The 22,099-nt window shown below is 70.8% G+C and carries 24 protein-coding genes; 16 read left to right on the top strand and 8 right to left on the bottom strand.

Translation table 11 applies throughout. The features are described 5' to 3' along the window. The first annotated feature begins 10 nt into the window (after positions 1–10). The 3 genes from hemL to CLV43_RS10995 are packed head-to-tail and all read left to right on the top strand — an operon-like array spanning position 11 to position 2,522. Positions 11–1,327 carry a glutamate-1-semialdehyde 2,1-aminomutase gene (gene hemL, locus CLV43_RS10985; RefSeq protein WP_106187535.1) on the top strand — a complete coding sequence of 439 codons (1,317 nt, stop codon included), beginning with the start codon at positions 11–13 and terminating at the stop codon, positions 1,325–1,327. Further along, a complete protein-coding gene (locus CLV43_RS10990; RefSeq protein WP_106187009.1) occupies positions 1,324–1,953 on the top strand; it encodes a histidine phosphatase family protein in 630 nt (209 codons plus the stop codon). Before hemL ends, CLV43_RS10990 begins: the two co-directional genes overlap by 4 nt. Then, complete coding sequence (locus tag CLV43_RS10995; RefSeq protein WP_106187010.1) at positions 1,950–2,522, top strand: TlpA disulfide reductase family protein; 573 nt, start codon at positions 1,950–1,952, stop codon at positions 2,520–2,522. Before CLV43_RS10990 ends, CLV43_RS10995 begins: the two co-directional genes overlap by 4 nt. Positions 2,523–2,985: 463 nt before the next feature. On the opposite strand, the gene CLV43_RS11000 is transcribed toward CLV43_RS10995, so the two are convergent. Then, the gene (locus CLV43_RS11000; protein WP_106187011.1) at positions 2,986–3,981 is read right to left on the bottom strand and encodes a M64 family metallopeptidase; all 996 of its coding nucleotides are present in this window, start codon (positions 3,979–3,981) and stop codon (positions 2,986–2,988) included. A 169-nt stretch (positions 3,982–4,150) separates the two neighbouring features. Between CLV43_RS11000 and CLV43_RS11005 the strand changes: the two genes are divergently transcribed. The 4 genes from CLV43_RS11005 to CLV43_RS11020 all read left to right on the top strand — a co-directional run bounded on the left by CLV43_RS11005 (position 4,151) and on the right by CLV43_RS11020 (position 9,020). Then, on the top strand, positions 4,151–4,930 hold the full coding sequence (locus CLV43_RS11005; RefSeq protein WP_106187012.1) for a cytochrome c biogenesis CcdA family protein: 780 nt from the start codon (positions 4,151–4,153) through the stop codon (positions 4,928–4,930). Continuing rightward, positions 4,931–6,481 carry a cytochrome c biogenesis protein ResB gene (gene resB / locus CLV43_RS11010; protein WP_106187013.1) on the top strand — a complete coding sequence of 517 codons (1,551 nt, stop codon included), beginning with the start codon at positions 4,931–4,933 and terminating at the stop codon, positions 6,479–6,481. Next, positions 6,481–7,443: a c-type cytochrome biogenesis protein CcsB gene (gene ccsB / locus CLV43_RS11015; protein WP_106187014.1), complete on the top strand. Its 963-nt coding sequence runs from the start codon at positions 6,481–6,483 to the stop codon at positions 7,441–7,443. Before resB ends, ccsB begins: the two co-directional genes overlap by 1 nt. 122 nt (positions 7,444–7,565) lie before the next feature. Then, on the top strand, positions 7,566–9,020 hold the full coding sequence (locus tag CLV43_RS11020; protein ID WP_106187015.1) for a MinD/ParA family ATP-binding protein: 1,455 nt from the start codon (positions 7,566–7,568) through the stop codon (positions 9,018–9,020). A 59-nt stretch (positions 9,021–9,079) separates the two neighbouring features. Here the strand turns inward: CLV43_RS11020 and CLV43_RS11025 are convergent, their stop codons facing one another. Both CLV43_RS11025 and CLV43_RS11030 read right to left on the bottom strand, forming a co-directional pair. Next, positions 9,080–9,265, bottom strand: coding sequence for a hypothetical protein (locus tag CLV43_RS11025; protein ID WP_106187536.1), 186 nt, complete (start codon positions 9,263–9,265; stop codon positions 9,080–9,082). Positions 9,266–9,323: 58 nt separating this feature from the next. Continuing rightward, the gene (locus CLV43_RS11030) at positions 9,324–9,542 is read right to left on the bottom strand and encodes a BldC family transcriptional regulator (RefSeq protein ID WP_106187537.1); all 219 of its coding nucleotides are present in this window, start codon (positions 9,540–9,542) and stop codon (positions 9,324–9,326) included. Positions 9,543–9,699: 157 nt separating this feature from the next. On the opposite strand from CLV43_RS11030, the gene CLV43_RS11035 reads away from it, so the two are divergent. From CLV43_RS11035 to CLV43_RS11050, 5 genes are all read left to right on the top strand, one after another. Then, positions 9,700–10,176, top strand: a complete 477-nt coding sequence (locus tag CLV43_RS11035; RefSeq protein WP_106187016.1) for an Lrp/AsnC family transcriptional regulator — start codon at positions 9,700–9,702, stop codon at positions 10,174–10,176. 11 nt (positions 10,177–10,187) lie between these two features. Beyond that, positions 10,188–10,451 (top strand): DUF4229 domain-containing protein, encoded by a 264-nt coding sequence (locus tag CLV43_RS11040; protein ID WP_281262151.1) that lies wholly within the window; start codon positions 10,188–10,190, stop codon positions 10,449–10,451. A 227-nt stretch (positions 10,452–10,678) separates the two neighbouring features. Further along, positions 10,679–10,864 carry a hypothetical protein gene (locus tag CLV43_RS47065; protein WP_146174730.1) on the top strand — a complete coding sequence of 62 codons (186 nt, stop codon included), beginning with the start codon at positions 10,679–10,681 and terminating at the stop codon, positions 10,862–10,864. A gap of 4 nt (positions 10,865–10,868) precedes the next feature. Further along, entirely contained in the window at positions 10,869–11,456 is a 588-nt protein-coding gene (locus tag CLV43_RS11045) for an RNA polymerase sigma factor (RefSeq protein WP_106187018.1), read from the top strand. Continuing rightward, a complete protein-coding gene (locus CLV43_RS11050; protein ID WP_106187019.1) occupies positions 11,453–12,238 on the top strand; it encodes an OmpA family protein in 786 nt (261 codons plus the stop codon). The genes CLV43_RS11045 and CLV43_RS11050 overlap by 4 nt, the downstream gene beginning before the upstream one ends. 43 nt (positions 12,239–12,281) lie before the next feature. On the opposite strand, the gene CLV43_RS11055 is transcribed toward CLV43_RS11050, so the two are convergent. Next, positions 12,282–13,256, bottom strand: a complete 975-nt coding sequence (locus tag CLV43_RS11055) for an ADP-ribosylglycohydrolase family protein (protein ID WP_106187020.1) — start codon at positions 13,254–13,256, stop codon at positions 12,282–12,284. Between the two features lie 33 nt (positions 13,257–13,289). Here CLV43_RS11055 and cds1 point away from each other — a divergent pair, with 33 nt between their 5' ends. Both cds1 and CLV43_RS11065 read left to right on the top strand, forming a co-directional pair. Beyond that, positions 13,290–14,381: an L-cysteine desulfhydrase Cds1 gene (cds1, locus tag CLV43_RS11060; protein ID WP_106187021.1), complete on the top strand. Its 1,092-nt coding sequence runs from the start codon at positions 13,290–13,292 to the stop codon at positions 14,379–14,381. A gap of 58 nt (positions 14,382–14,439) precedes the next feature. Continuing rightward, positions 14,440–14,841 carry a hypothetical protein gene (locus tag CLV43_RS11065; protein WP_106187022.1) on the top strand — a complete coding sequence of 134 codons (402 nt, stop codon included), beginning with the start codon at positions 14,440–14,442 and terminating at the stop codon, positions 14,839–14,841. Between the two features lies 1 nt (position 14,842). Here CLV43_RS11065 and CLV43_RS11070 read toward each other — a convergent pair whose 3' ends face one another. The 4 genes from CLV43_RS11070 to CLV43_RS11085 all read right to left on the bottom strand — a co-directional run bounded on the left by CLV43_RS11070 (position 14,843) and on the right by CLV43_RS11085 (position 18,748). Continuing rightward, positions 14,843–15,715: a 1,4-dihydroxy-2-naphthoate polyprenyltransferase gene (locus CLV43_RS11070; RefSeq protein ID WP_106187538.1), complete on the bottom strand. Its 873-nt coding sequence runs from the start codon at positions 15,713–15,715 to the stop codon at positions 14,843–14,845. A 181-nt stretch (positions 15,716–15,896) separates the two neighbouring features. Further along, the gene (locus CLV43_RS11075; protein WP_106187023.1) at positions 15,897–16,649 is read right to left on the bottom strand and encodes a hypothetical protein; all 753 of its coding nucleotides are present in this window, start codon (positions 16,647–16,649) and stop codon (positions 15,897–15,899) included. Between the two features lie 42 nt (positions 16,650–16,691). Further along, the gene (gene menE, locus CLV43_RS11080) at positions 16,692–17,810 is read right to left on the bottom strand and encodes an o-succinylbenzoate--CoA ligase (protein ID WP_106187024.1); all 1,119 of its coding nucleotides are present in this window, start codon (positions 17,808–17,810) and stop codon (positions 16,692–16,694) included. Continuing rightward, complete coding sequence (locus CLV43_RS11085; protein WP_106187025.1) at positions 17,810–18,748, bottom strand: 1,4-dihydroxy-2-naphthoyl-CoA synthase; 939 nt, start codon at positions 18,746–18,748, stop codon at positions 17,810–17,812. The genes menE and CLV43_RS11085 overlap by 1 nt, the downstream gene beginning before the upstream one ends. 113 nt (positions 18,749–18,861) lie before the next feature. Here CLV43_RS11085 and menD point away from each other — a divergent pair, with 113 nt between their 5' ends. Further along, positions 18,862–20,505, top strand: a complete 1,644-nt coding sequence (gene menD, locus CLV43_RS11090) for a 2-succinyl-5-enolpyruvyl-6-hydroxy-3-cyclohexene-1-carboxylic-acid synthase (protein WP_106187026.1) — start codon at positions 18,862–18,864, stop codon at positions 20,503–20,505. Between the two features lie 52 nt (positions 20,506–20,557). Then, on the top strand, positions 20,558–22,069 hold the full coding sequence (locus CLV43_RS11095; protein WP_106187027.1) for a M1 family metallopeptidase: 1,512 nt from the start codon (positions 20,558–20,560) through the stop codon (positions 22,067–22,069). Positions 22,070–22,099: the final 30 nt, after the last annotated feature.

The following is a 22,099-nucleotide window of genomic DNA, read 5'->3' on the forward strand; positions in this document are numbered from 1 at the left end:
ACTGGAGCGCGTGACAGCGAGGAACACGGCAACGGACACCACCCGATCGCAGGAGCTGTTCGCGCGAGCGGCCACCGTGACACCCGGCGGGGTCAACTCCCCGGTGCGGGCCTTCCACTCGGTCGGCGGCACACCGAGGTTCATGGTCCGCGGCGAGGGCCCGCACCTGTGGGACGCCGACGGCAACCGCTACGTCGACCTGGTGTCCTCCTGGGGCCCGATGATCCTGGGCCACGCGCACCCCGAGGTGGTCGACGCGGTCCGCTCGGCCGCCACCCACGGCCTCTCGTTCGGCACCCCGACCGAGGGTGAGATCGAGCTGGCCGAGGAGATCATCGGCCGGGTCGCGCCGGTGGAGCAGGTGCGCCTGGTCAACTCCGGCACCGAGGCCACGATGAGCGCCATCCGGCTCGCCCGCGGGTTCACCGAGCGCCGCAAGGTCGTCAAGTTCGCGGGCTGCTACCACGGCCACGTCGACGCGCTGCTCGCCCAGGCGGGCTCCGGCGTCGCGACCCTCGGCCTGCCCACGTCGCCGGGCGTGACCGGCGCGCAGGCCGCGGACACCATCGTGCTGCCCTACAACGACGTCGAGGCCGTGCGGGCCGCGTTCGCGGAGAACGCGGGCGAGATCGCCTGCGTGATCACCGAGGCCGCCGCGGGCAACATGGGCGCCGTCGCGCCCCGCCCCGGCTTCAACGCCGCGCTGCGCGACCTGTGCCACGCCGACGGCGCGCTGCTGGTCGTGGACGAGGTCATGACCGGCTTCCGGGTCTCCGGCGCCGGGTGGTACGGCCTGGAGGGCGTCGCGGGCGACCTCTACACGTTCGGCAAGGTCATGTCCGGCGGCCTGCCCGCCGCGGCGTTCGGCGGCCGCGCCGACGTGATGGCGCGGCTGGCCCCGTCCGGCCCGGTCTACCAGGCGGGCACGCTCTCCGGGAACCCGGTCGCGGTCGCCTCCGGCCTGGCCACCCTGCGCGCGGCCGACGACGCCGTCTACCGCGCGCTCGACGCGAACGCCACCCGCCTCGGCGCCCTGTTCGCCGACGCCCTCACCGCGGCGGGCGTCGAGCACCGCGTGCAGTTCGCGGGCAACCTGGTCAGCGTGTTCTTCACCGCTGACGAGGTCGTCGACTACGCGGGCGCCCAGGCCGCGCAGACCTGGCGCTTCCCGCCGTTCTTCCACGCCCTGCTGGAACGCGGCGTCTACGCGCCGCCGAGCGCCTTCGAGGCGTGGTTCGTCAACGCCGCCATGGGCGACGACGAGTTCTCGATCATCGCCGACGCCCTGCCGCACGCGGCAGCGGCCGCCAAGGAGGCCAAGAAGTGACTCGGACCGTGGTGCACTTCCTCAGGCACGGCGAGGTGCACAACCCCGACGGCATCCTCTACGGGCGGCTGCCCGGCTTCCGGCTGTCGGACACCGGCCAGCGCCAGGCGCTGACCGTCGCCGAGCACCTCGCCGACCACGACATCGCGCACGTCGTCGCGTCCCCGCTGACCCGCGCGCAGCAGACCGCCGCGCCGATCGCGGACTCGCACCGGCTGGAGCTCGCCACCGACGACCGGCTCATCGAGGCGGACAACAAGTTCGAAGGCCTCCGGGTCGCGGTCGGCGACGGCGCCCTGCGCTCACCCGCCCACTGGCCCAAGCTCGTCAACCCGTTCACGCCGTCCTGGGGCGAGCCGTACCTCGTCATCGCCCACCGCATGCTCGGAGCCGCCCAGCGCGCCCGTGCGCTGGCCGAAGGGCACGAGGCGGTGTGCGTGTCCCACCAGCTGCCGATCTGGACGCTGCGGCGGTTCCTGGAGGGCAAGCGCATGTGGCACGACCCGCGCAAGCGCGAGTGCTCACTGGCGTCCCTGACGTCGTTGATCTTCGAGGACGAGAAGCTCGTGCGGGTCTCCTACAGCGAGCCGGTGGGAGCGACGAACCCGAGGATGACCGGGGCATGAGAGCCGTTCTCCTGCTGGCGCTCGCGCTCGTGGCGGGCGGCTGCTCGGCCGGGAAGGACGCGGTCGCCGTCGGCGGCGAGTTCCAGTTCGTCGCGCCCGGCGGGCAGGTCCGGCTGCGGTACTCCGGCGACGAGCGCAAGGTCGTGAAAGGCCTGTCCGGCCCCAGCCTCCTGGAGGACGGCAAGACGGTGGCGCTGGACGACTTCGCGGGGAAGGTCGTGGTCGTCAACATCTGGGGCTCCTGGTGCCCGCCCTGCCGCACCGAGGCACCGGAGATGCAGAAGGTCCAGGACGAGACGGGACCCAGCGGGGTGCAGGTGCTGGGGATCGACGTGAAGGAGCACTCACCGGAACCGGCACGGGACTTCGCGGTGGACCGCGAGCTGACGTACCCGTCGATCTTCGACGACTCGGGGAGGACGTTGCTGGCGTTCAAGGGATACCCGCCGAACGCTGTGCCGTCGACGATCGTGCTGGACAAGGGGCATCGGGTGGCGGCGATCTTCTTGGAGGGGGTGCTGGCGTCGGATTTGTTGCCGGTGGTGAAGGAGTTGGTGGGGGAGGGGTAGGGGGCGTTGGTGTAGAGCCCGGCTCTCTCATCCCTGGTGAGCCCTGGCCCCCGGCCCTCTCACCCTGCGAGTCTGGCTCTCGGCCCTCCCACCCTCTGGCGAAGCCCGGCCCCCGGCGCGCGATTGTCTCAATGCTTGATCTTGCTTGTCAAGACGGTGAAGCTGTCTTGACAAGCAAGATCAAGCAGGAGGGCGCTGTGGATCGGGGGCAGAGGGGAAGTCTGGCTTCGCCAGCATCGAGCTCCGCTCGACTCAAGCATCCTCGCTGCGCGTCGGACCAGGCATCGGACTCCGTCCGACAAAGCATCCTCGGCTTCGCCGTCGGACCAGGCATCGGCTGGCGCCGACAAGGCCCCAGGCGCTCCGCGCCGGATGCGCGCTGGCGAGCTTCGCTCAACTGCGTGTTGTGCTCGCTGCGCGTCGGAGTTCCTTGTCTCCCTCTTGCTTGCTGCTTCTTTTCCTCTTAGTTCTGCAGTTCTGGGATCTTTCGCTTGAAGGCTTCGATCATGGCGTCGCGGCCTACGAGGCTGTACTGCTTGCCGAGGGTGCGCATGATCGAGTTCTCGGTGGGGCGGTAGAGGCCGGTGCCGTAGTACTTCGAGCCTTCGTAGACGCCGACGACGCCGCCGTCGGGGGTGGGTTGGCCGAGGTACTTGGACCACTTGGAGCCGTCGGAGAGCTTGGAGGCGTTGATTTCGGCGGGTTCGGTGCCGGTGTAGGTGCCGGGGGAGAAGTACTCGTCGGCGAGGCCGCCGATGGAGTGGCCGAGTTCGTGGACGACGATTTGGCCGGCTTGGGCGTTGCCGCCCGCGGCGGTGGCGACGCCGCCGCCCGCGCCGCCGTACTTGGTGGTGTTGCCGAGGGCGATGACCTGGTCGGCGGCGGGGGCGAGGGCGGCGAAGTTGTAGGCCTCCTCCTCGTTGACGCAGAGCAGGCGTTCGGTGGTCGGGGTGGTGCCCTTGCACCAGAAGCCCATGTCGAGGGCGGTGCGCTTGTCGTCGTTGCCCTGGGGGTTGTCGTCCACGCCGGAGTCGACGGAGACGGCGTTGACCTGCCAGACGTTGAAGTAGTCCTTGTAGGACGCGAACGGCTCGATGGACGACAGCTCGGCCCACTTGCTCAGGACGTGCTGGTGGAACAGGTCCTGCTCGGTCCTGGTGTACCCGTCGCCGACGAAGACCAGGTCGAAGCGCTGGTCGGTGGGGCCGGTGTTCTGGATGGTGACCACGGTCGTGCGGGCGCGGGCGGAGGTCTTGCTGCGCGGCTGGACCGTGGCGGTGGGGGCGGGTGCGACGATCTTGGAGATCGTGCCGTCGGGGGAGAAGACCTCGCGGACGACGGTGGAGGAGGTCGGCGCGGGGACCGCGACCGATGCCGGTGCGGCGGTGGTCGGCAGCGGCGCGACGACAACCACGAAGCCCACCGCGAGTGCGGGCAAGATCAGCCGAGTTGAGCGCATGGAGGAACGTTAGGTACCCCAGTTGTCACCCACAAGGGTGCTTTAGCGTCTATTTCACATTTGCGATCACGGTTTGTCATACCTCCATGTCGCGAACGGGTGTGACCCAGGCCGCTGCTAATGGGCTCCGGTGGCCGCCGTGTCAAGAGGGGTACCTACTCTGGTCGGCGTGAACCACTGGACGGAGCTGGCCACCTCTGGCCCGCTGCTGCTGGCCACCGGTGTCGCCGTTCTTGCGGGGGCGATCTCGTTCGCCTCGCCGTGCGTGGTCCCGCTCGTCCCCGGCTACCTCGCCTACCTCGCCGGACTGGTCGGTGCGGAGGCCCCGGCCGTGCAGGACGGGGAGTCGCCGAAGGCGGGGCGCTGGCGGGTGACCGGTGCGGCGATGCTGTTCGTCCTCGGGTTCACCGTCGTGTTCTCGCTGACGTCGTTCGCCGTGCTCGGCCTGGTCGACACGCTCTGGCTCAACGAGGACGTGTTCCAGCGCGTCGGCGGTGTCATCACGATCGCGATGGGCCTGGTGTTCATCGGGCTGGTGCCCGCGCTGCAGCGCGACGTCCGGCTGCACAGGCGCCCGCGTGCCGGTCTGATCGGCGCACCGCTCCTCGGCGGCGTGTTCGCGCTCGGCTGGACCCCGTGCATCGGCCCGACGCTGGCCGGGGTGCTCGCGCTGGCCCGCGGCACGGAGGTCGGCTCGTCCACGGCCCGCGGCGCGGTGCTGGTGCTGGCCTACTGCCTCGGCCTCGGCCTGCCGTTCGTGCTGATCGCGGTCGGCGCCCGTTGGGCGGTCCGGGTCACCGGCTGGCTGCGCACCCACGTGCGCGGCGTCCAGATCTTCGGCGGCGCGCTGCTGATCGTGGTCGGGCTCGCGCTCGTCACGGGCCTGTGGGGCGACTTCGTGGGCTGGCTGCGCATCGCCGTGGTCAACGACCTGAAGCTGCCGCTCTAGATGCGCGACGCACTCGCCTTCCTGCGCAACACCTGGCGCGGCCTCACGGCCATGCGCACGGCGCTGACGCTGCTGTTCCTGCTGGCGCTCGGCGCGCTGCCCGGAGCCCTGCTGCCGCAGCGGGCCCTGAACGCGGCGAAGGTCGACGAGTACATCGCCGAGCACGGCTGGTGGGGGCGGCTGCTCGACAAGGGCCAGTTCTTCGCCGTCTACGGCAGCTTCTGGTTCTCGGCGATCTACGTGCTGCTGTTCGTGTCGCTGGTCGGCTGCCTGCTGCCGCGGCTGTGGGAGTACTTCACGCAGATGCGGGCGAAGCCCGTGCTGACCCCGCGCAACCTGTCCCGGATGCCGCACCACGCCGACGCGCACGTCGACCGGGACGTCGCCGAGGTCATGGCGGCGGCCCGCACGAGGCTGCGCGGCTGGCGGCTGGTCGAGCGCGAGGAGCCGGGCGGTGCCCGCACGATCAGCGCCGAGCGCGGGTTCCTCCGCGAGACCGGCAACCTCGTCTTCCACTTCGCGCTGCTCGGCCTGCTGGTGGCGTTCGCGCTGGGCAAGATGTTCGGCTACGAGGGCCAGGTCATCGTGCAGGCCACCGGCAAGCAGTACTGCAACTCCGGCGTCTTCAACTTCGACTCGTTCCGGCCGGGCCTGCGGGTGGACGGCACCCGGCTCACCCCGTTCTGCGTGCGGGTCAACGACTTCCACGCGTCCTACCTGCACAACGGGCAGGCGCAGAGCTTCCAGGCGGGCATCGACTACCAGTCGGGCGCGGACCTCGACACGGGCACGTGGCGGCCGTACTCGCTGGAGGTCAACCACCCGCTGCGCACCGAGGGCGACCGGCTCTACCTGCTCGGCCACGGCTACACGCCCAAGTTCACCGTGACGTTCCCCAACGGCGCCACCCGCTCCGCCGAGGTGCAGTGGCGCCCGGTCGACCCGATCACGCTGCTGTCCGAGGGCGCGACGAAGTTCGACCCGCCGCAGGTCACCGACTCCGAGGAGCGGCGCAAGAACCAGCTCGCGATCACCGGGCTGCTGGCGCCGAGCGCGGTGTTCGACGGCACGCTGATGAGCTCGAACTTCCCGGAGGCGCGCAAGCCCGCCGTGGCCGTGGACGTGTTCCGCGGCGACCTGGGCACCGACTCCGGGCGCGGCCAGTCGATCTTCTCGATCGACCGGTCCATGGTGGACAACGGGCGGCTCAAGAAGGTCGCCAGGGAGAACCTCGAGGTCGGCCAGTCCGTGACCCTCGACGACGGCACGGTGATCCGCTTCGACGGGGTCACCGACTGGGTGTCGCTGCAGGTGTCGCACGACCCGACCCAGGTGTACGTGCTGGTGTTCTCGATGCTGATCGTGGCCGGTCTCGGCGCCTCGCTGGCCATCAGGCGGCGTCGGGTGTGGGTGCGGGCGGTCCCCCGACAGGACGGGCGTACTTTCATCGAGGTCGGCGGGCTCGCGCGCACCGACCAGGCGGGCTACGGCGGGGAGTTCACCGGGCTGTCCCGCGACCTGCTCACGGGTGGCCAGGACAAGGAGAGCTGATGCCGGTCAACGCGACGCTGGCGACCTACGGCGACTGGCTGTACAACAGCGCGGTCGGCGTCTACATCCTCGCCACGTTCCTCTACCTCTACGAGCAGGCCTTCGGGCGCGCGCCCGCCAAGGCGAAGGAACGCGAGCTGGTCGTCGCGGGCGGGACGGGCGAGCAGTGGAAGCCCGGCCTGGTCGTGCCGAAGAAGCCAGAACGCCCGCGCGCGGAGCGGTTCGGCCGCATGGCCGTGGCGCTGACGCTGCTGGGCGTGCTGTTCCACGTGAGCGCGCTGGTCCTGCGCGGGGTCGCGACCGGGCGCGCGCCGTGGGGCAACATGTACGAGTACGGCGCGCTGCTCACGCTGGCGGCCGTGGCGACGTTCCTCGTGCTGATGCGGTCGTTCCCGGTCCGCAGGCTCGGCGGGTTCGTGCTCACGCCGGTCGTCATCCTGATGTTCCTCGGCGGCACCGCCCTCTACGCGCCCGCCGCGCCCGTGCAGCCCGCGCTCCAGTCGTACTGGCTGGTCATCCACGTCTCGGTCATCTCGATCTCCACCGGCATGCTGCTGGTGCCGGGCGTCGCGAGCCTGCTCTACCTGGTGAAGTCGACCAACGACGCCAAGCCCGAGCGCTTCGCCCGGTTCGCGGGCAGGCTGCCCGCCGCGGACACCCTCGACCGGCTCGCCTACCGCAGCACCGTGCTGGCGTTCCCGCTGTTCACGATCGGGATCATGTTCGGCGCCATCTGGGCCGAGGCCGCGTGGGGCCGGTTCTGGGGCTGGGACCCCAAGGAGACCGTCGCCTTCGTCTCGTGGGTCGTCTACGCGGCCTACCTGCACGCCCGCGCCACCGCGGGCTGGCGCGGCGCCCGTGCCGCGTGGGTCAACGCGCTCGGCTTCTTGCTGACCGTGTTCAACCTCTTCTTCATCAACTTGGTGACGGCCGGGTTGCATTCCTATGCGGGAGTGGGCTGAGTTCCGGCATTCCCCCAGGTGGGATGCCCACCCCCATTCGTGGAACCGCTGGTCGCCGACTACCGTCCCAAGGTGGGGGTCGGGGAGGTCTCGATCCGCTTGCTCAGGGGAGGACCCCAGCGGTGACTGGTCGTTACGAGGAGCCTGAGCCGCGGCACAGCGTGTCATGGCAGCCGTCCACCGGCGCGGAAGGCCACAAGAACCAACCCAACCCGTCGCAGTCCGGGCAGCACCCGGTCGACCCGGCTGCCTCGCAGCAGGCGGGCGGCGGCCAGTCCGGCTCCTACCCCGTCGGCGGCGGTCCCTCGGGCGCCTACCAGGTCGGGGGCGGGCCCTCCGGTTCGCACCAGGTCGGTGGCGGGCAGTCGGGGCAGCACAGCGTGGGAGGCGGTCAGTCCGGCCAGCACCACGTCGGCGGCGGTCAGTCCGGCCAGCACCCGGTGCCCGGCGCGCAGTCCGGCCGCTACCCCGTGAGCGGCAACCCGTCCGGCCCGTACCAGGTCAGCGGCGCCCCCTCCGGTCCGTACAACGTCGGCGGCGGGCCGTCCGGCGCGCACTACGTGGACCAGGGCCAGCAGCAGCCGCAGTATCAGGGGCAGGGCGCGTTCCCGAACAACTTCCCCCAGTCGCTGCCGCAGCAGCAGGTGCAGCAGCAGCCGATGACCGCGCACGACATGTCGTCGCAGCGGCTCATCAAGCAGGAGAAGCGGCCCCCGGCCACCGGGTGGCGCAAGACCCTGCACACCATGACCGGCGGCCTGGTCAACATGGGCGAGAGCCCGGCCGACGTCCGCCGCCGCGAGCTGATCACGCGGATCAACCAGCCGCTGCGCGGGTGCTACAAGATCGCGATGCTCAGCCTCAAGGGCGGCGTCGGCAAGACCACGACCACGGCGTCGCTCGGGTCCACGTTCTCGTCGCTGCGCGGCGACCGGGTCATCGCGGTCGACGCGAACCCCGACCGCGGCACGCTGGCGCTGAAGGTGCCCCGCGAGACGACCGCGACCGTGCGACACCTGCTCCGCGATGTGTCGAGGATCACCAAGTACAGCGATGTGCGGGCCTACACGTCGCAGAGCCCCAGCAGGCTGGAGGTCCTCGCCAGCGAGCAGGACCCGGCCGTGTCCGAGGCGTTCAGCGACCAGGACTACCTGCGCACGGTGGCGCTGCTGGAGCACTTCTACAACATCCTGCTCACCGACTGCGGCACCGGCCTCATGCACTCGGCCATGAAGGGCGTGCTCGACCAGGCGGACTCGCTGGTGCTCGTGTCGTCCGGTTCGGTCGACGGCGCGCAGACCTCGGCGGCCACCCTCGACTGGTTGGACGCGCACGGCTACCGCGAACTGGTGGCCAGGTCGATCGCGGTCATCAACTCGGTCCGGCCGGGCTCCGGGAAGGTCGACCTCGACCGGCTCGCGGCGCACTTCGCGTCCCGCTGCCGGTCCGTCGTCATGATCCCGTTCGACCCCCACCTGGAGGAGGGGGCCGAAATCGAGCTCGACAAACTGGAGCCGGCCACCCGGCTCGCGCTGCTGGAGCTCGCCGCCACCGTGGCGGACGACTTCCCCAGCTAGCCACCTCCTGTACGAGCGTGGGCCCGTGGCGAGATCTCGCCACGGGCCCACGCTCGTGTTCAGGAGTCTTTGCCCTCTTCAGGGCGGCGTTTCGTCTGCTCGCCGAGCTTCCGGAGGAAGTCCGGGTCGTCGTCGGGCGCGATGACCCGACCACGTGGAGCGGTTTCGAGCCTGCCCGGCCCGAAAGCCTTCCAGAGCAGCATGAACACGGTGAGCGCACCGATCGCCGCGAGCACGTACAGCATGGTCGCCACCTCCTTTGTCACGACATTACCCGTGACTAGGAGTACGTACGGGACCCGTTCAGTGGCGCACCGGTTCGGTAGCTTCGGTGGTGAGCTCGGAGAGCAGCGCCTGGACTTCGGATTCCCGGAACCGGCGGTGACCGCCGGGGGTGCGGATCGAACCGATCCGACCGGCGGTGGCCCAGCGGGTCACCGTCTTCGGGTCGACGCGGAACAGGTTGGCGACTTCACCAGGGGTGAGCAGCCGCTCCGGGCCGTTTTGACGACTTACCTGCATGGACGCGGTCACGATCGTCCTCCTCGGATCAGACTTACCGGTCGCATCCTGGCATCTCACCCGTCAGGTACTCGAACACTTGGCTGATGGTAAAGAGGGAGTAAGGGACGAAGTTCGCGGTTCGGACATCGCGCGGGTTGGGCTTAGGCTTCACGAGGTGGACGCCCTAGATCGACAAATCATCGCCGCGCTGCGCGAGAACGGCCGGGCCACCTACGCCGACCTAGGCCGCAAGGTCGGCCTCTCCGCCTCGGCCGTGCACGAGCGCGTCGGCAAGCTGGAGACCACCGGGGTGATCGTCGGCTACCACGCCGTCGTCGACCCCAGCGCCGTCGGCCTCGGCGTCACCGCCCTGATCGGCATCCACCCGACCGACACCGCGGACGACGACGACGTGGCGCTCGCGCTCGCCCAGCTCATCGAGGTCGAGTCCTGCTACCGCGTCGCGGGCGACGAGTCGTTCATCGTCAAGGTGCGCGTGGCGACCGTCGACGACCTCGAACGCGCCCTCGGCAGGCTTCGCCGCATCCACGGCGTCGCCCGCACCCGCACCACCGTCGTCCTGTCCACCAGGTTCGAGGGCCGGCCCAACACCTCGGACGCGGCGTTCGAACAGCCCGACCCCACCGCGTAGCCTGAGCAATCGTGCACCTGGGACGCGATGTGACGCTCTACGTACTGGCACGACTCGGCATGGTGGCCGCCACCACGGCCCTCCTCATGCTCGTCCACGTCCCCCTGCTCGTCGCACTCGCCGTCGGCATCGTCGTCGCCCTACCCCTGTCGCTGTTCGTGTTCAAGGGGATGCGCACCCGCGTGGCCGAAGGCCTCAACCACCGCGCCGCTCTCCGCCGCACCGAACGCGACCGCCTCCGCGCCCAACTCCGCGGCGAATCTCCCGCCGTCTGACACTTGCGGGTCCCGCGCCCGGACACCCTTGCCTGGGTGCCAGGGCTCGCCGAGTTCGTCGCACTGCGTCGATTAGTGCGCCCTTGCGAGAACATTGTTCTTGCCACTTCCTCGCGACAACTCTTCGGAATCCATTTTTTGCGGTTTGCTGGCCACCCTCATTCCTCTTTCCGGGTGAACTTCGCCCCGCTTTCGCGGAATCGACCGCCGCGTCGCCCCTAAGGGGCATGAGTTTGAGAAGCGGTGACAAGGCCGGCGGACGTGAAGGTGTCCCCACGCTGGTGAATGCGGTTCTTGTCGGTGCGGGCACGCTGTACGTCCTCACCGGTTCCCTTGTGCTGACCATCATCGTCACCCTGCTCGCAGTGTGCTTGGCCGTGGTGGCGATGGTGCAGCGCGGAAAGGAGCTGTGACGCGATGGTGCTGTCGGTCGGTGTCAGTACCGCGGGCAGTCGTGATCCCGAGCCGCGGAGGCGACGCACGATTGCGGAATACGATCGTCGTACCGAGCGCGAGTACGAGAAATTCGATCGTGCCGAACGCGCTGCGCTGCTGGCCTACCTGCTCTACCAGGGGTTCGCGCAGCACATCGCGGAAGAATCGGTGAACGACGCCATGCTCGAGGTGTACGCCAATTGGCTCGACGTGAAATCCCCGCGCGCCTGGATTCGCACGGTGGCGAGGAGGGTCGCCGTGAGGAAGGCGAAGGCCGACCGGCGGAGCCTGCTGGACAGGTTCAAGTACCACCGCCCTCCCGACGTCCTGGCTGAGGATGTCGTCCTCAGCCGCATCCTCGATCTGGACAGCGATCTCGTGGACGCCATCAGGCGGCTTCCGGTCCAGTGCAGGTCCGTGTTCATCCTGCACGTCGACGACTTCTCCGTCCGGGAGATCGCTGAGGTGGAGGGAATTCCGGAGAGGACTGCGTACGAGCGTTTGCGCGTAGCTCGGAAGATGCTGCGCGCCTGGGTCGAGGAGTCGCTCAAGAATGAGGAGGGAAAATGACCGAGGATGAATTCGACGAGGTCGTGAAGAAACGTCATCGCAACTTCGTTTCGGACCTGGACGTGGCCATTCGGGCTCCGTTCGACCCAGTGGCCGTCCCCGCTGCCCGTTCGGCTGAACACGACGTGATCCCCCGAGCGCGCACGAAGGTCGTTGCTGGTCGGCAGGCCCGCGCACGGTTCAAGACAGCGGCCGCGCTCGCCGGGCTCGTGCCCGCGCTGGTCGTCGTGCTGCTCTCCCAGGTTTCCCTGGTGCCGCTCGCCGAGCGGTCGATCGACTGCGTCGCCCCCCGCTGCCCGGTGTCCTCCACGTCCAGCCTGGTGGTGTCGACGCCGTCGAGCGCCACCCGGAGCCTGGCCCCGGTGAACGGCGCGCCGCCGGTGGCCATCCCGCGCCTGGCGAGGGCCGACGGGACGGAGATGACGCCCACACCGCTGAAGACCCCCCGGAGAATCGTCCACACCGTCAACTTCACAGCAGATTCAGTCGTACCGGTCGAGGGGATCGACGAGGTGCTGGCCGAGGTCGCGCGCGAGGCCAGTCCAGGGTCGGAGATCTCCATCGTGGGGCACACGGCCCGGAGTGGTGGGCGGCAGGGTGCGTACCTGTTGAGCCTCCGGCGCGCCGAGTTCGTCCGTGATCGGCTGGTCGTCCTGATGGAGGACCACGGGGAACTGCTGGTGACGGGTGTGGGCTACGACGACGTGGTCGAGCCGGGAACGGGAGTCAACCCGCTCGACCGCAGAGTGCAGCTCATGTTCGACTCGTTCTCCAGCCAGTAGCCGAAGGCCCCCGCCGCGAGGCGGGGGCCGGGTCAGCGGACTCCTAGCCGAACGTCGCCGACACCTCGTCCGCCGACCGGTGCAGCACGTGGGCCATCTCCACGCCTTCCAGCCAGTGCTCGGGGATCGCCTCGACGCCGTGGTAGGCGCCCAGGATGTTCCCGCAGATGGACCCGGTCGAGTCGCTGTCGCCGGAGATGTTGACCGCCAGCAGCAGCCCGTCGGCCAGCGACTCGGCGGCCAGCGCCGCGTACAGGCCGATGCCCATGGCCTCCTCGCCGACCCAGCCGCCGCCGAACAGCGTCTCGATCAGCTCCGGGGTGGGTCGTTTGCCGCGGCTGCTGAGCTGCACGGCCAGGTCGAGCAGTTCCAGCTGCTCCTCGTGCTCGTCCCACCGGATGAGCTCGCCGCGCGCCTCGGCGGTGGCGTCGAGCAGGGACGCGCCCGCCAGCAGCTGCTGCACGATCACGGCGAGCACCCCGGCGGACAGGAAGCCGCTGGGGTGGCCGTGGGTGATGGCGGCGGTGCCCGCGGCCAGGGCGAACACCTCGTCGATGTCCTCGGACCACAGGGCGGCGGGGGCGGCGCGCATGACGCCGCCGCAGCCCTTGGAGTTGTTGATGTGGTCGCTCGTGGTGCCGAAGTGGCCGTCGTACAGGGCGCTCAGGCACGTGGTGCCGGGCGCGCGCTGGGAGTACATGCCCGGCTCGTCGAGCAGCCACCCCTCCGGCTTGACGGCCGGTCCGCCCTGGGTGTGCAGCCAGCGGGCGTAGGCGGCGCGGACGTCCCAGAGGGGGTCGGTGCCGTGCTTGCGGGCCAGCACGAGGCCTTCGAGGGTGAACAGCGTCATCTGGGTGTCGTCGGTGATGGCGCCGACCTTGCCGTAGGCGTGGGCGAAGTCGGTGAGGCCGTCCGGGCCGAAGCGGGCGCGGATGGCGTCCATGTGCTCGAACTCGATGGCGCCACCCAGGGCGTCGCCGATCGCGCCCGCCAGTAGTGACCCGCGAAACTTGTCCACGGCAGAACAGTGTCCTCGAAGTTATCGTGCGCCGTGACCATTTCCCTTGACCGATGTTGCGGCCGCACCAGGGACTGGGTCCGTGAGGCGGTCAGGATCATCGAGGCCGACGCGAACCGCAGTGCCGACACCCACCTCCTGCACTTCCCGCTCCCCCTGGAGTGGGGGATCGACCTGTACCTGAAGGACGAGTCCACCCACCCGACCGGGTCGCTCAAGCACCGCCTCGCGCGGTCGCTGTTCCTCTACGCCATCTGCAACGGGTGGGTCGTCGGCGGCACGCCGGTCATCGAGGCCTCGTCGGGCTCCACGGCCGTGTCCGAGGCGTACTTCGCCCGCCTGCTCGGCCTGCCGTTCATCGCGGTCATGCCCCGCTCCACCAGCCCCGAGAAGATCGCGCTGATCGAGCGCCAGGACGGCCGCTGCCACTTCGTGGACGAGCCGGGCGCCATCTACGACGAGTCGCGCCGCCTCGCCGCCGAGCTGGACGGCCACTACATGGACCAGTTCACGCACGCCGAGCGCGCCACGGACTGGCGGGGCAACAACAACATCGCCGAGTCGATCTTCCAGCAGATGGAGCTGGAGGCGACGCCGGAACCGGACTGGGTCGTGGTCGGCGCGGGCACCGGCGGCACCAGCGCCACGATCGGCCGGTACATCCACTACCGCAGGCTGAGGACCCGCCTGGCCGTGGTGGACCCGGAGCACTCGGTGTTCTTCGACGCGTGGCGCGACAGCGACCCGACGATGACCGGCACCCGCGGGTCCCGCATCGAGGGCATCGGGCGGCCGCGCGTGGAGCCGTCGTTCGTCGGGCAGGTCATCGACCGGATGTTCAAGGTGCCCGACGCCGCGTCGATCGCCGTCATCCGCCACGTCGAGGGCGTCCTCGGCCGCCGCGTCGGCGGGTCGACCGGCACGAACCTGTGGGGCGCGTTCCAGATCATCGCCGAGATGCGGGCGTCGCGGGTGCGCGGCAGCGTCGTGACGCTGCTCTGCGACGGCGGCGAGCGGTACGCGAACACCTACTACGACGACGACTGGGTGCGGGCCCAGGACATGGACCTCGTGCCGCACCTGGAACGGCTGACGAGGTTCCGCACCACCGGCTCCTGGTCGTAGGGAACGGGACGGACACCTGCTGCGTCGCAGCAGGTGTCCAGGCGGAGGGAGTGGCTCGGTGAGTTCGTGGCGGACCGCGGAGGTGCTGGCGGCTGAGGACGTCCTGGCCAGGTCGATCGCGGACGCCGAGAAGTCCATGCGGGCCGCCGAGAAGCTGCGCGGGGGTGGTCGCGAGCCGTCCGCCGACGACATCCGCCGGGTCATCGCGTTCGCCAAGTCACCGGCGGCGTCGATGGCGCTGCAGGCGTTGCAGCGGCGGATCGCCGGAGGTCACCTCAGCTGGCGGCAGGTCCTCGGCGGCGAGGCCGGGCACGACCCCGGCGTGCGGGCCGCGCTCGACGCCGACCGCGAGAACCTGGCCGCGCTGTGCCGGGGCGAGGCCCCCGCGCCGCCGAAGCCCGTGCGCCGCCGTGACGACGACGAGGACAACCAGGTCGCCATCACCGAGGACGCCTGGTAGGTCAGCTCAGCATCAGGGTGCCGCCGACGGCGACCGCCCACAGCAGCATCGCCAGGCCGGTGTCGCGCAGCACCGGGATCAGCTGCAACCCCGTCTTGCCCTGCACGACCCGCCGCGCGCCCAGCGCCGCCAGCGGCAGCGCGAGCAGACCCAGCAGCGCCAGCGGCACCCGGACGCCGATCACCAGCGTGATCAGGAACGGCGCCACCACCAGCGCCAGGTACAGCCTGCGGGTGTCCTTGTCGCCGAGCAGCACCGCGAGCGTCCGCTTGCCCGCCTGCGTGTCCGTGGGGATGTCCCGCAGGTTGTTCGCCACCAGCACCGCCGTCGAGAAGCACCCGACCGCCACCGCCGCCCCGATGCCGATGCCGGTCACCTCGCCGGTCTGCACGAACAGCGTCCCCAGCACCCCCATGGGCCCGAAGAACAGGAACACGGCGACCTCGCCGAACCCCGAGTACCCGTACGGCTTCGACCCACCGGTGTAGAACCACGCGCCCGCGATGCACAGCACCCCGAACGCCAGCAGCCACCAGTACCCCGACATCGCGATCAGCACCAGCCCGGCCACCGCCGCCACGCCGAACGCCGCGAACGCCGCGTTCCGCACCGCCGTCGGATCAGCCGCCCCCGACCCCACCAGCCGGAACGGCCCGACCCGGTTGTCGTCCGTCCCCCGGATCCCGTCGGAGTAGTCGTTCGCGAAGTTCACCCCCACCTGCAACGCGACCGACACCAGCAGCGCGAGCAACGCCATCGGCAGCGAGAACCCGTCGATGTTCTGCGCCGCGCCCGCGCCCACCAGCACGGGGGCGATCGAGTTGGGCAGCGTACGAGGACGCGTGCCCTCGACCCACTGGGTGACTGTGGCCATGCCGCCCATCTTCGGGCATCACCCCCTGACCACCGCAGACGGGCCCTGGTATGCGGACTTGTGCAGATGCACGGGCTGGAACTGGGCGAGGCCGCCGGACTGGCCAGTGATCGTCGGCATGTCCCCGTTCGTGCCTGCCGAGGTCCTCGTCGCGTTGTGAAGCCCGTTCCTCTGACGTGGCTCAGCAGTACCCCACCTCCGGTGCGCCCGCGACGTGGGCGGCGGCGAGGTACTTGCCGGTGGAGAGGCGGTACCAGGTGGTGGAGGTGCCTTCGGTGCCGGTGGTCTGCTCGCCGTCGGTCCGGCACGCGATGGGGACGCGGGCGTGCGGGGCGGCGAGGCCGACTTCGGCGGCGGTGGTGCGGGGGCCGTTGTGGACGGTGGAGAGGGCGGCGACGGTGCCGGTGGGGGCGGTGCCGGTCCACACGAACAGCACGGTGACCCACGAGTTGTCGTCGAGGTGCAGGCCGTCCCAGAAGGTGCCGTCGGCGAGGTCGACGGCGGCCGGGTTGCCGACGTGGCGGCCGAACTGGTCGGTGCCGCCGTTGTAGCCGTTCTCGTAGGCGGCCTGCGCCTGCGGGGTGCCGGTGGGCAGGTCGCCCCACATCTCGCGGTCGTCGTTCCAGTAGTCGTCCTTGGTGTTCCACGGCCCGACGTCCCACACCGGCGCCCATTCGCAGCGGCCGTTGGTGGCGCACACGCGGACGGTGAGGTCGCCGTTGTCGCGGCCGGACAGGCCGCGGCGGGAGGGGAGGGCGGCGAAGTGGTCGCGGTCGCGGATGACGTGCCCGTTGGCGGTGGTGCCGCCGACGAGCCCTTCCCTGGTGGCGTAGACGCGGAACTGGCGGGCGGTCGGGTCGGCCCGCGCCGGAACGACGACCTGGATCAGGGTGAGCGCCGCCACCACGGCGGTCACCAGCACGCGTCTCGTCATTCGGCAGAGCCAAGCGGGCGGCGGCGGAGCGCGCCGCCGGTGTCACCCGAACGAGCGCGCCACGGCCGTGCGGTCGACCTTGCCGGGCCCGCGGGTCGGCAGCTCCGGCACGAAGACCACCCGCTTGGGCACGGCGGCCCGTCCGACGCCGGTCCGCACCGCCGACCGCACGTCCTCCGCGGACGGCGGTGGCCCCGCGGGCACGACGGCCGCCGCGACGACCTGCCCCCACTCGGCGTCCGGCAGCCCCACGACGCACACCTCGCGCACGCCCGGCAGCGCCGAGATGACCCGCTCGACCAGCGCCGGCGGCACGTTCTCGCCGCCGGTGATGATCACGTCGTCCGCCCGCCCGAGCACCTCCAGCACCCCGTCGTCGCCCAGCCGCCCCAGGTCACCGGTGCGGAACCAGCCGTCGGCGAAGCGCTGCCCCCGGTAGCCGAGCGCGAGCGTCGGCCCGGCCAGCTCGATCCGGCCCGCCGGGAGTCCGCCTTGGGAAAGCCGCACGCGCACGCCGTCCAGCGGCACGCCGTCGTAGACGCACCCGCCCGCGGTCTCGCTCATCCCGTACGTCGTCACCACCCGCACGCCCGCGTCCCGCGCCGCGGCCAGCAGCGTCGGCGGGGTGGCCGCGCCGCCGAGCAGCACGCCGTCGAACCCGCGCAGCACCTCGACGTCCTCGGCCAGCAGCCGGGCCAGCTGGGTCGGCACCAGCGCCGTGTAGTGCCGTCCCGGCGACGCCAGCAGCGGCCCGGCGGCGTCGGCGAACGCGTCCGCCCGGAACCCCGGCGCCAGGTCGAGCACGGCGGGCTCGTGGCCCGCTACCAGCGACCGGACCAGCACCTGCACGCCCGCGATGTGAGTGGCGGGCAGCGCCAGCAGCCACCGGCCGGGCCCGCCGAGCCGGTCGTGCGTCGCCGTGGCGGACGCGCGGAGCGCCGGGGCCGACAGCAGCACGGACTTGGGCTCGCCGGTCGACCCGGAGGTGGTGATCACCAGCGCCGCGCCGCGCTCCCAGCCCTCCAGCGGGAACGGGGCCGCGACCTGCCCGAACGGCACCGGCAACACCGCGGGCCCGGTGCCGTCGAGAGCGGCCCGCAGCGGTTCGAGCAGCTCCAGCGCGCCCAACGAGACCGGGACCGCCTCGACGACGTCGGCCATCAGAAGTAGTACGGGAAGTCGGACCAGTCCGGCGTGCGCTTCTCCAGGAACGCGTCGCGCCCCTCGACGGCCTCGTCGGTCATGTACGCCAGCCGGGTCGTCTCGCCCGCGAAGATCTGCTGCCCGACCAGCCCGTCGTCGATCAGGTTGAACGAGTACTTCAGCATCCGCTGCGCCGTCGGCGACTTGCCGTTGATCTCCCGCGCCCACTGCAGCGCCGTGGTCTCCAGCTCGGCGTGCGGCACGACCTCGTTCACCGCGCCCATCCGCTGCATGTCGGCCGCGCTGTACGCGCGCCCGAGGAAGAAGATCTCCCGCGCGAACTTCTGCCCGACCTGCCGCGCCAGGTACGCCGACCCGTACCCGCCGTCGAAGCTGCCGACGTCGGCGTCGGTCTGCTTGAACCTCGCGTGCTCGGCGCTCGCGATCGTGAGGTCGCACACCACGTGCAGGCTGTGCCCGCCACCCGCGGCCCAGCCGGGCACGACCGCGATGACGACCTTCGGCATGAACCGGATCAGCCGCTGGCACTCCAGGATGTGCAGCCGCCCCGCGCGCGCCGGGTCAACAGAATCGGAGGTCTCCCCGGCTCTGCCCGTTCCTGCCTCCGGCAGGGTGTACTGGTACCCCGAACGCCCCCGGATCCGCTGGTCGCCACCCGAGCAGAAGGCCCACCCGCCGTCGCGCGCGGACGGCCCGTTGCCGGTCAGCAGCACGCAGCCCACGTCCGACGACATCCGCGCGTGGTCCAGCGCCCGGTGCAGCTCGTCCACCGTGTGCGGGCGGAAGGCGTTGCGCACCTCGGGCCGGTTGAACGCGATCCGCACGGTCCCCTGGTCCACCGCGCGGTGGTAGGTGATGTCGGTCAGGTCCTCGAAGCCGGGGATCGGCTTCCACCGCGACGCGTCGAACAGCTCGGAGATTTCGTGATCAGCCACGCAGGCGACAATAAGGGGCCGCTCCGCGGGTCGCGGGGCACAGGTCGGCAATCGGGCCGAACACCGCGCGAAGGGGAATCCGGCCCGCGGGGGCGTAGGGGGAGAATGGCCGGGTGAACCCGTCCACCGCGCAGGCCAGGGTGCTCGTCGACGAGCTCGTCCGCAACGACGTGCGGCACGTCGTGCTGAGCCCTGGATCGCGCAACGCGCCGCTGTCGTTCGCCCTGCACGACGCCGCGGTGGCGGGGCGGCTGGTGCTGCACGTGCGGATCGACGAGCGCAGCGCCGGGTTCCTGGCCTTGGGGCTGGCCAAGGCCGGTGGGGTGACCGCGGTGGTCTGCACGTCGGGCACGGCGGTCGCGAACCTGCACCCGGCCGTGCTGGAGGCCCGGCACTCGGGCACCCCGCTGCTGGTCGTGACCGCGGACCGCCCGGTCGAGCTGTACCGGACCGGCGCGAGCCAGACCGTCGACCAGCACGGGATCTTCGCGGCGGCCACCGACACGCTGCACTTCCCGGTGGCCGAGCGGCGGCCGGGGCAGAACGCGGTGTGGCGGTCGCTGGTGTGCCGGGCGGTGGCGACCGCGCGGTCGGGCAGGCCGCTGCACGTCAACGTGCCGCTGCGCGACCCGCTCGTGCCCGACGTCGACGAGGACTGGCCGGAGCCGCTGGACGGCCGGGACTTCGACGTGCCGTGGACCAGGGCGCTCACCCGCGCCACCGCGGCCACGTCGACCACCGAGCACCTCGGGCCGCGCACGCTGGTGGTCGTGGGCGACGCGACGACGGGGGAGACGGCCGAGCTGGCGTGGCACGCCGGGTGGCCGGTCGTGGCCGAGCCGACCGCCGGGGCGGACGGGCCGGTGCTGCGGCACGGCACGCTGCTGCTGAACTCCGGCGAGCTGCCCAAGGAGCTGTGCCCGGACGCCGTGCTGGTCGTGGGCCGGGCGACGCTGTCGCGCGGGGTGCTGAAGCTGATCGGGCGGACCCCCGTGGTGCACGTCCTGTCGGCCGACCCGGAGTGGCCCGACCCGGCGTTCGCGGCGACGCACACCTCCACCGACCTCGCGGTCGGCGAGGTCGAGGTGGACGCGAGCTGGATGGCCGCGTGGCAGGACGCGGACGCCGCGGCCGCGGCGGTCGTGGACGAGGTGCTGGCGGACGAGCCGTGGCCGACCGGGATGCACGTGGCGCGGGACCTGGTCGCCGCGCTGCCGCCGGGCTCGCTGCTGTTCCTCGGGTCGTCCAACCCGGTGCGCGACGTCGACCTCGTGGCGACCCCGCGCCCGGACCTCGTCGTGCACGCCAACCGCGGTGGCGCGGGCATCGACGGCAGCCTGTCGACCGCGGTGGGCCTCGCGCTCGTCGAGGGGCCTGGGTTCGCGCTCGTCGGCGACCTGACGTTCCTGCACGACCTCAACGGGCTGCTGATCGGACCGGGCGAGCGGCGGCCGGACCTGACGATCGTGGTGCTCAACGACGACGGGGGCGGCATCTTCTCGCTGCTGGAGCAGGGCGCGCCGGAGCACGCGGCGTCGTTCGAGCGGGTTTTCGGCACGCCGCACGGAATGGACCTGGCCGCGCTGTGCGCCGGTTACCGGGTGCCGCACGAACTGGTGGAATCGGCCGCGGAATTCCACGCCGCACTCACAACGCCAAAGGGAACGAAAGTCGTGGAGATTCGGGCGGATCGGTCCGGATTGCGCGATTTGCACGCCAGGTTGAAGGCCGCCGTCTCAACCCGTTCCACTTCGTAGGAGCCTACGTACGGGGGTATTCGGGGCATGGTGGGGTGGCTAGCTTGCCTCCATGTCCATGAGAAGGAAGATCACGGTCGGGGCGGCGACGGCGTGCACCCTCGCGCTGCTCGCGGGCCCGGCCGGCGCCGCCGCGGCACCAGGTGCACCCGGAATCGGTGATCCGTACTACCCCAATTCGGGCAACGGGGGTTACGACGCCCTCCATTACGACATCCGCCTCAACTACCAGCCGTCGAACGACAACCTGTCCGGCACCACGACGATCCTGGCGAAAGCGACCCAGGACCTCTCGCGGTTCAACCTCGACTTCCTGCTGAACGTCCAGTCCGTGCGGGTGAACAACAAGGTCGCCTCCTTCACCCAGCAGGGCGGTGAACTGGTCGTCGACCCGAAGGCGACCCTCGCGAAGGGCAGCGACCTCACCGTCGTCGTCACCTACTCCGACTCCCCGTCGACGAAGTCGGTCGACGGCTACACGGCGTGGAAGAAGACGCCGACCGGTGCGCTGGCGATCGACGAGCCGGACATCGCGCCGTGGTGGTACCCGAGCAACAACCACCCGACGGACAAGGCCACGTTCGACGTGTCGGTGGCGGTGCCGGACGGCGTGGAGGTCATCTCCAACGGCCGGTTGACCGGCACGACCAAGCAGATCAACGGCTGGACGCGCTGGAACTGGCGCAGCACCAAGCCGCAGAACACCTACTCGACGTTCGTGTCGATCGGCCAGTTCGAGATCCGCCAGTCGACCTCGCCCAGCGGTCTCCCGGTGGTCAACGCCTACGCGGAGGGCCTCGGCGAGTTCGAGGGCGCGGCCAAGGCGAGCGTCGAGCGCACGCCGGAGATCCTGGAGTTCGAGTCGGGCTTCTTCGGCCCGTACCCGTTCGAGGCGCAGGGCGGTGTGGTCACCGGCGGCATCGGCTTCGCGCTGGAGAACCAGACCCGCCCCAACTACGACACCGCGTTCTGGCGTCGTGGCGGCAACACCTACGTGGTCGCGCACGAGCTTGCGCACCAGTGGTTCGGCGACTCGGTGTCCGTGCACGGCTGGAAGGACATCTGGCTGAACGAGGGCTTCGCGAGCTACGCGGAGTGGCTGTGGTCCGAGCACGTCGGTGAGGGCACGGCGCAGGAGAACTCCGACTACGTGTACTCGCTCTACCCCGCCGACGACCCGTTCTGGGACGTCCTGCCCGGCGACCCCGGCGCGGCCAACCAGTTCGACGGCGCGGTGTACGACCGCGGCGCCCTGACCCTGCACGCGCTGCGCTCGGCCGTGGGTGACGAGGCGTTCTTCACCACGCTCCAGACGTGGGTGGCGCAGCACCAGTACAGCGACGCGTCCATCGACCAGTTCATCGCGCTCGCCGAGCAGGTGTCCGGCCAGCAGCTGGACGACCTGTTCACGACCTGGCTGTTCACCAAGGGCAAGCCCGCCCAGGCTCCCGGCACGTTCTCGGTGTCCGCCGACTCGGCGTCGGCGAAGACCGCGGTGGCCGAGCCCAAGTCGCGGCAGAAGATCGCGGAGACGCACGAGCTGCTCGCCAAGAGCGAGCGCTGACGAAGAAGGGCGGGTGCCCGTCGCGAGACG

The organism is Umezawaea tangerina, assembly GCF_003002815.1.
Classification (GTDB): domain Bacteria; phylum Actinomycetota; class Actinomycetes; order Mycobacteriales; family Pseudonocardiaceae; genus Umezawaea; species Umezawaea tangerina.

Excerpts from the sequence above, each read along its gene's own strand:
- CLV43_RS11045 (WP_106187018.1), top strand. The coding sequence starts at position 10,869 with ATGGTGCTGTCGGTCGGTGTCAGTACCGCGGGCAGTCGTGATCCCGAG.
- CLV43_RS11070 (WP_106187538.1), bottom strand. The coding sequence starts at position 15,715 with ATGGCCACAGTCACCCAGTGGGTCGAGGGCACGCGTCCTCGTACGCTG.
- CLV43_RS47065 (WP_146174730.1), top strand. The coding sequence starts at position 10,679 with ATGAGTTTGAGAAGCGGTGACAAGGCCGGCGGACGTGAAGGTGTCCCC.
- CLV43_RS11075 (WP_106187023.1), bottom strand. The coding sequence starts at position 16,649 with ATGACGAGACGCGTGCTGGTGACCGCCGTGGTGGCGGCGCTCACCCTG.
- CLV43_RS11095 (WP_106187027.1), top strand. The coding sequence starts at position 20,558 with ATGTCCATGAGAAGGAAGATCACGGTCGGGGCGGCGACGGCGTGCACC.
- CLV43_RS11030 (WP_106187537.1), bottom strand. The coding sequence starts at position 9,542 with ATGCAGGTAAGTCGTCAAAACGGCCCGGAGCGGCTGCTCACCCCTGGT.
- CLV43_RS10995 (WP_106187010.1), top strand. The coding sequence starts at position 1,950 with ATGAGAGCCGTTCTCCTGCTGGCGCTCGCGCTCGTGGCGGGCGGCTGC.
- menE (WP_106187024.1), bottom strand. The coding sequence starts at position 17,810 with ATGGCCGACGTCGTCGAGGCGGTCCCGGTCTCGTTGGGCGCGCTGGAG.
- CLV43_RS11025 (WP_106187536.1), bottom strand. The coding sequence starts at position 9,265 with ATGCTGTACGTGCTCGCGGCGATCGGTGCGCTCACCGTGTTCATGCTG.
- ccsB (WP_106187014.1), top strand. The coding sequence starts at position 6,481 with ATGCCGGTCAACGCGACGCTGGCGACCTACGGCGACTGGCTGTACAAC.
- CLV43_RS11000 (WP_106187011.1), bottom strand. The coding sequence starts at position 3,981 with ATGCGCTCAACTCGGCTGATCTTGCCCGCACTCGCGGTGGGCTTCGTG.
- resB (WP_106187013.1), top strand. The coding sequence starts at position 4,931 with ATGCGCGACGCACTCGCCTTCCTGCGCAACACCTGGCGCGGCCTCACG.
- CLV43_RS11050 (WP_106187019.1), top strand. The coding sequence starts at position 11,453 with ATGACCGAGGATGAATTCGACGAGGTCGTGAAGAAACGTCATCGCAAC.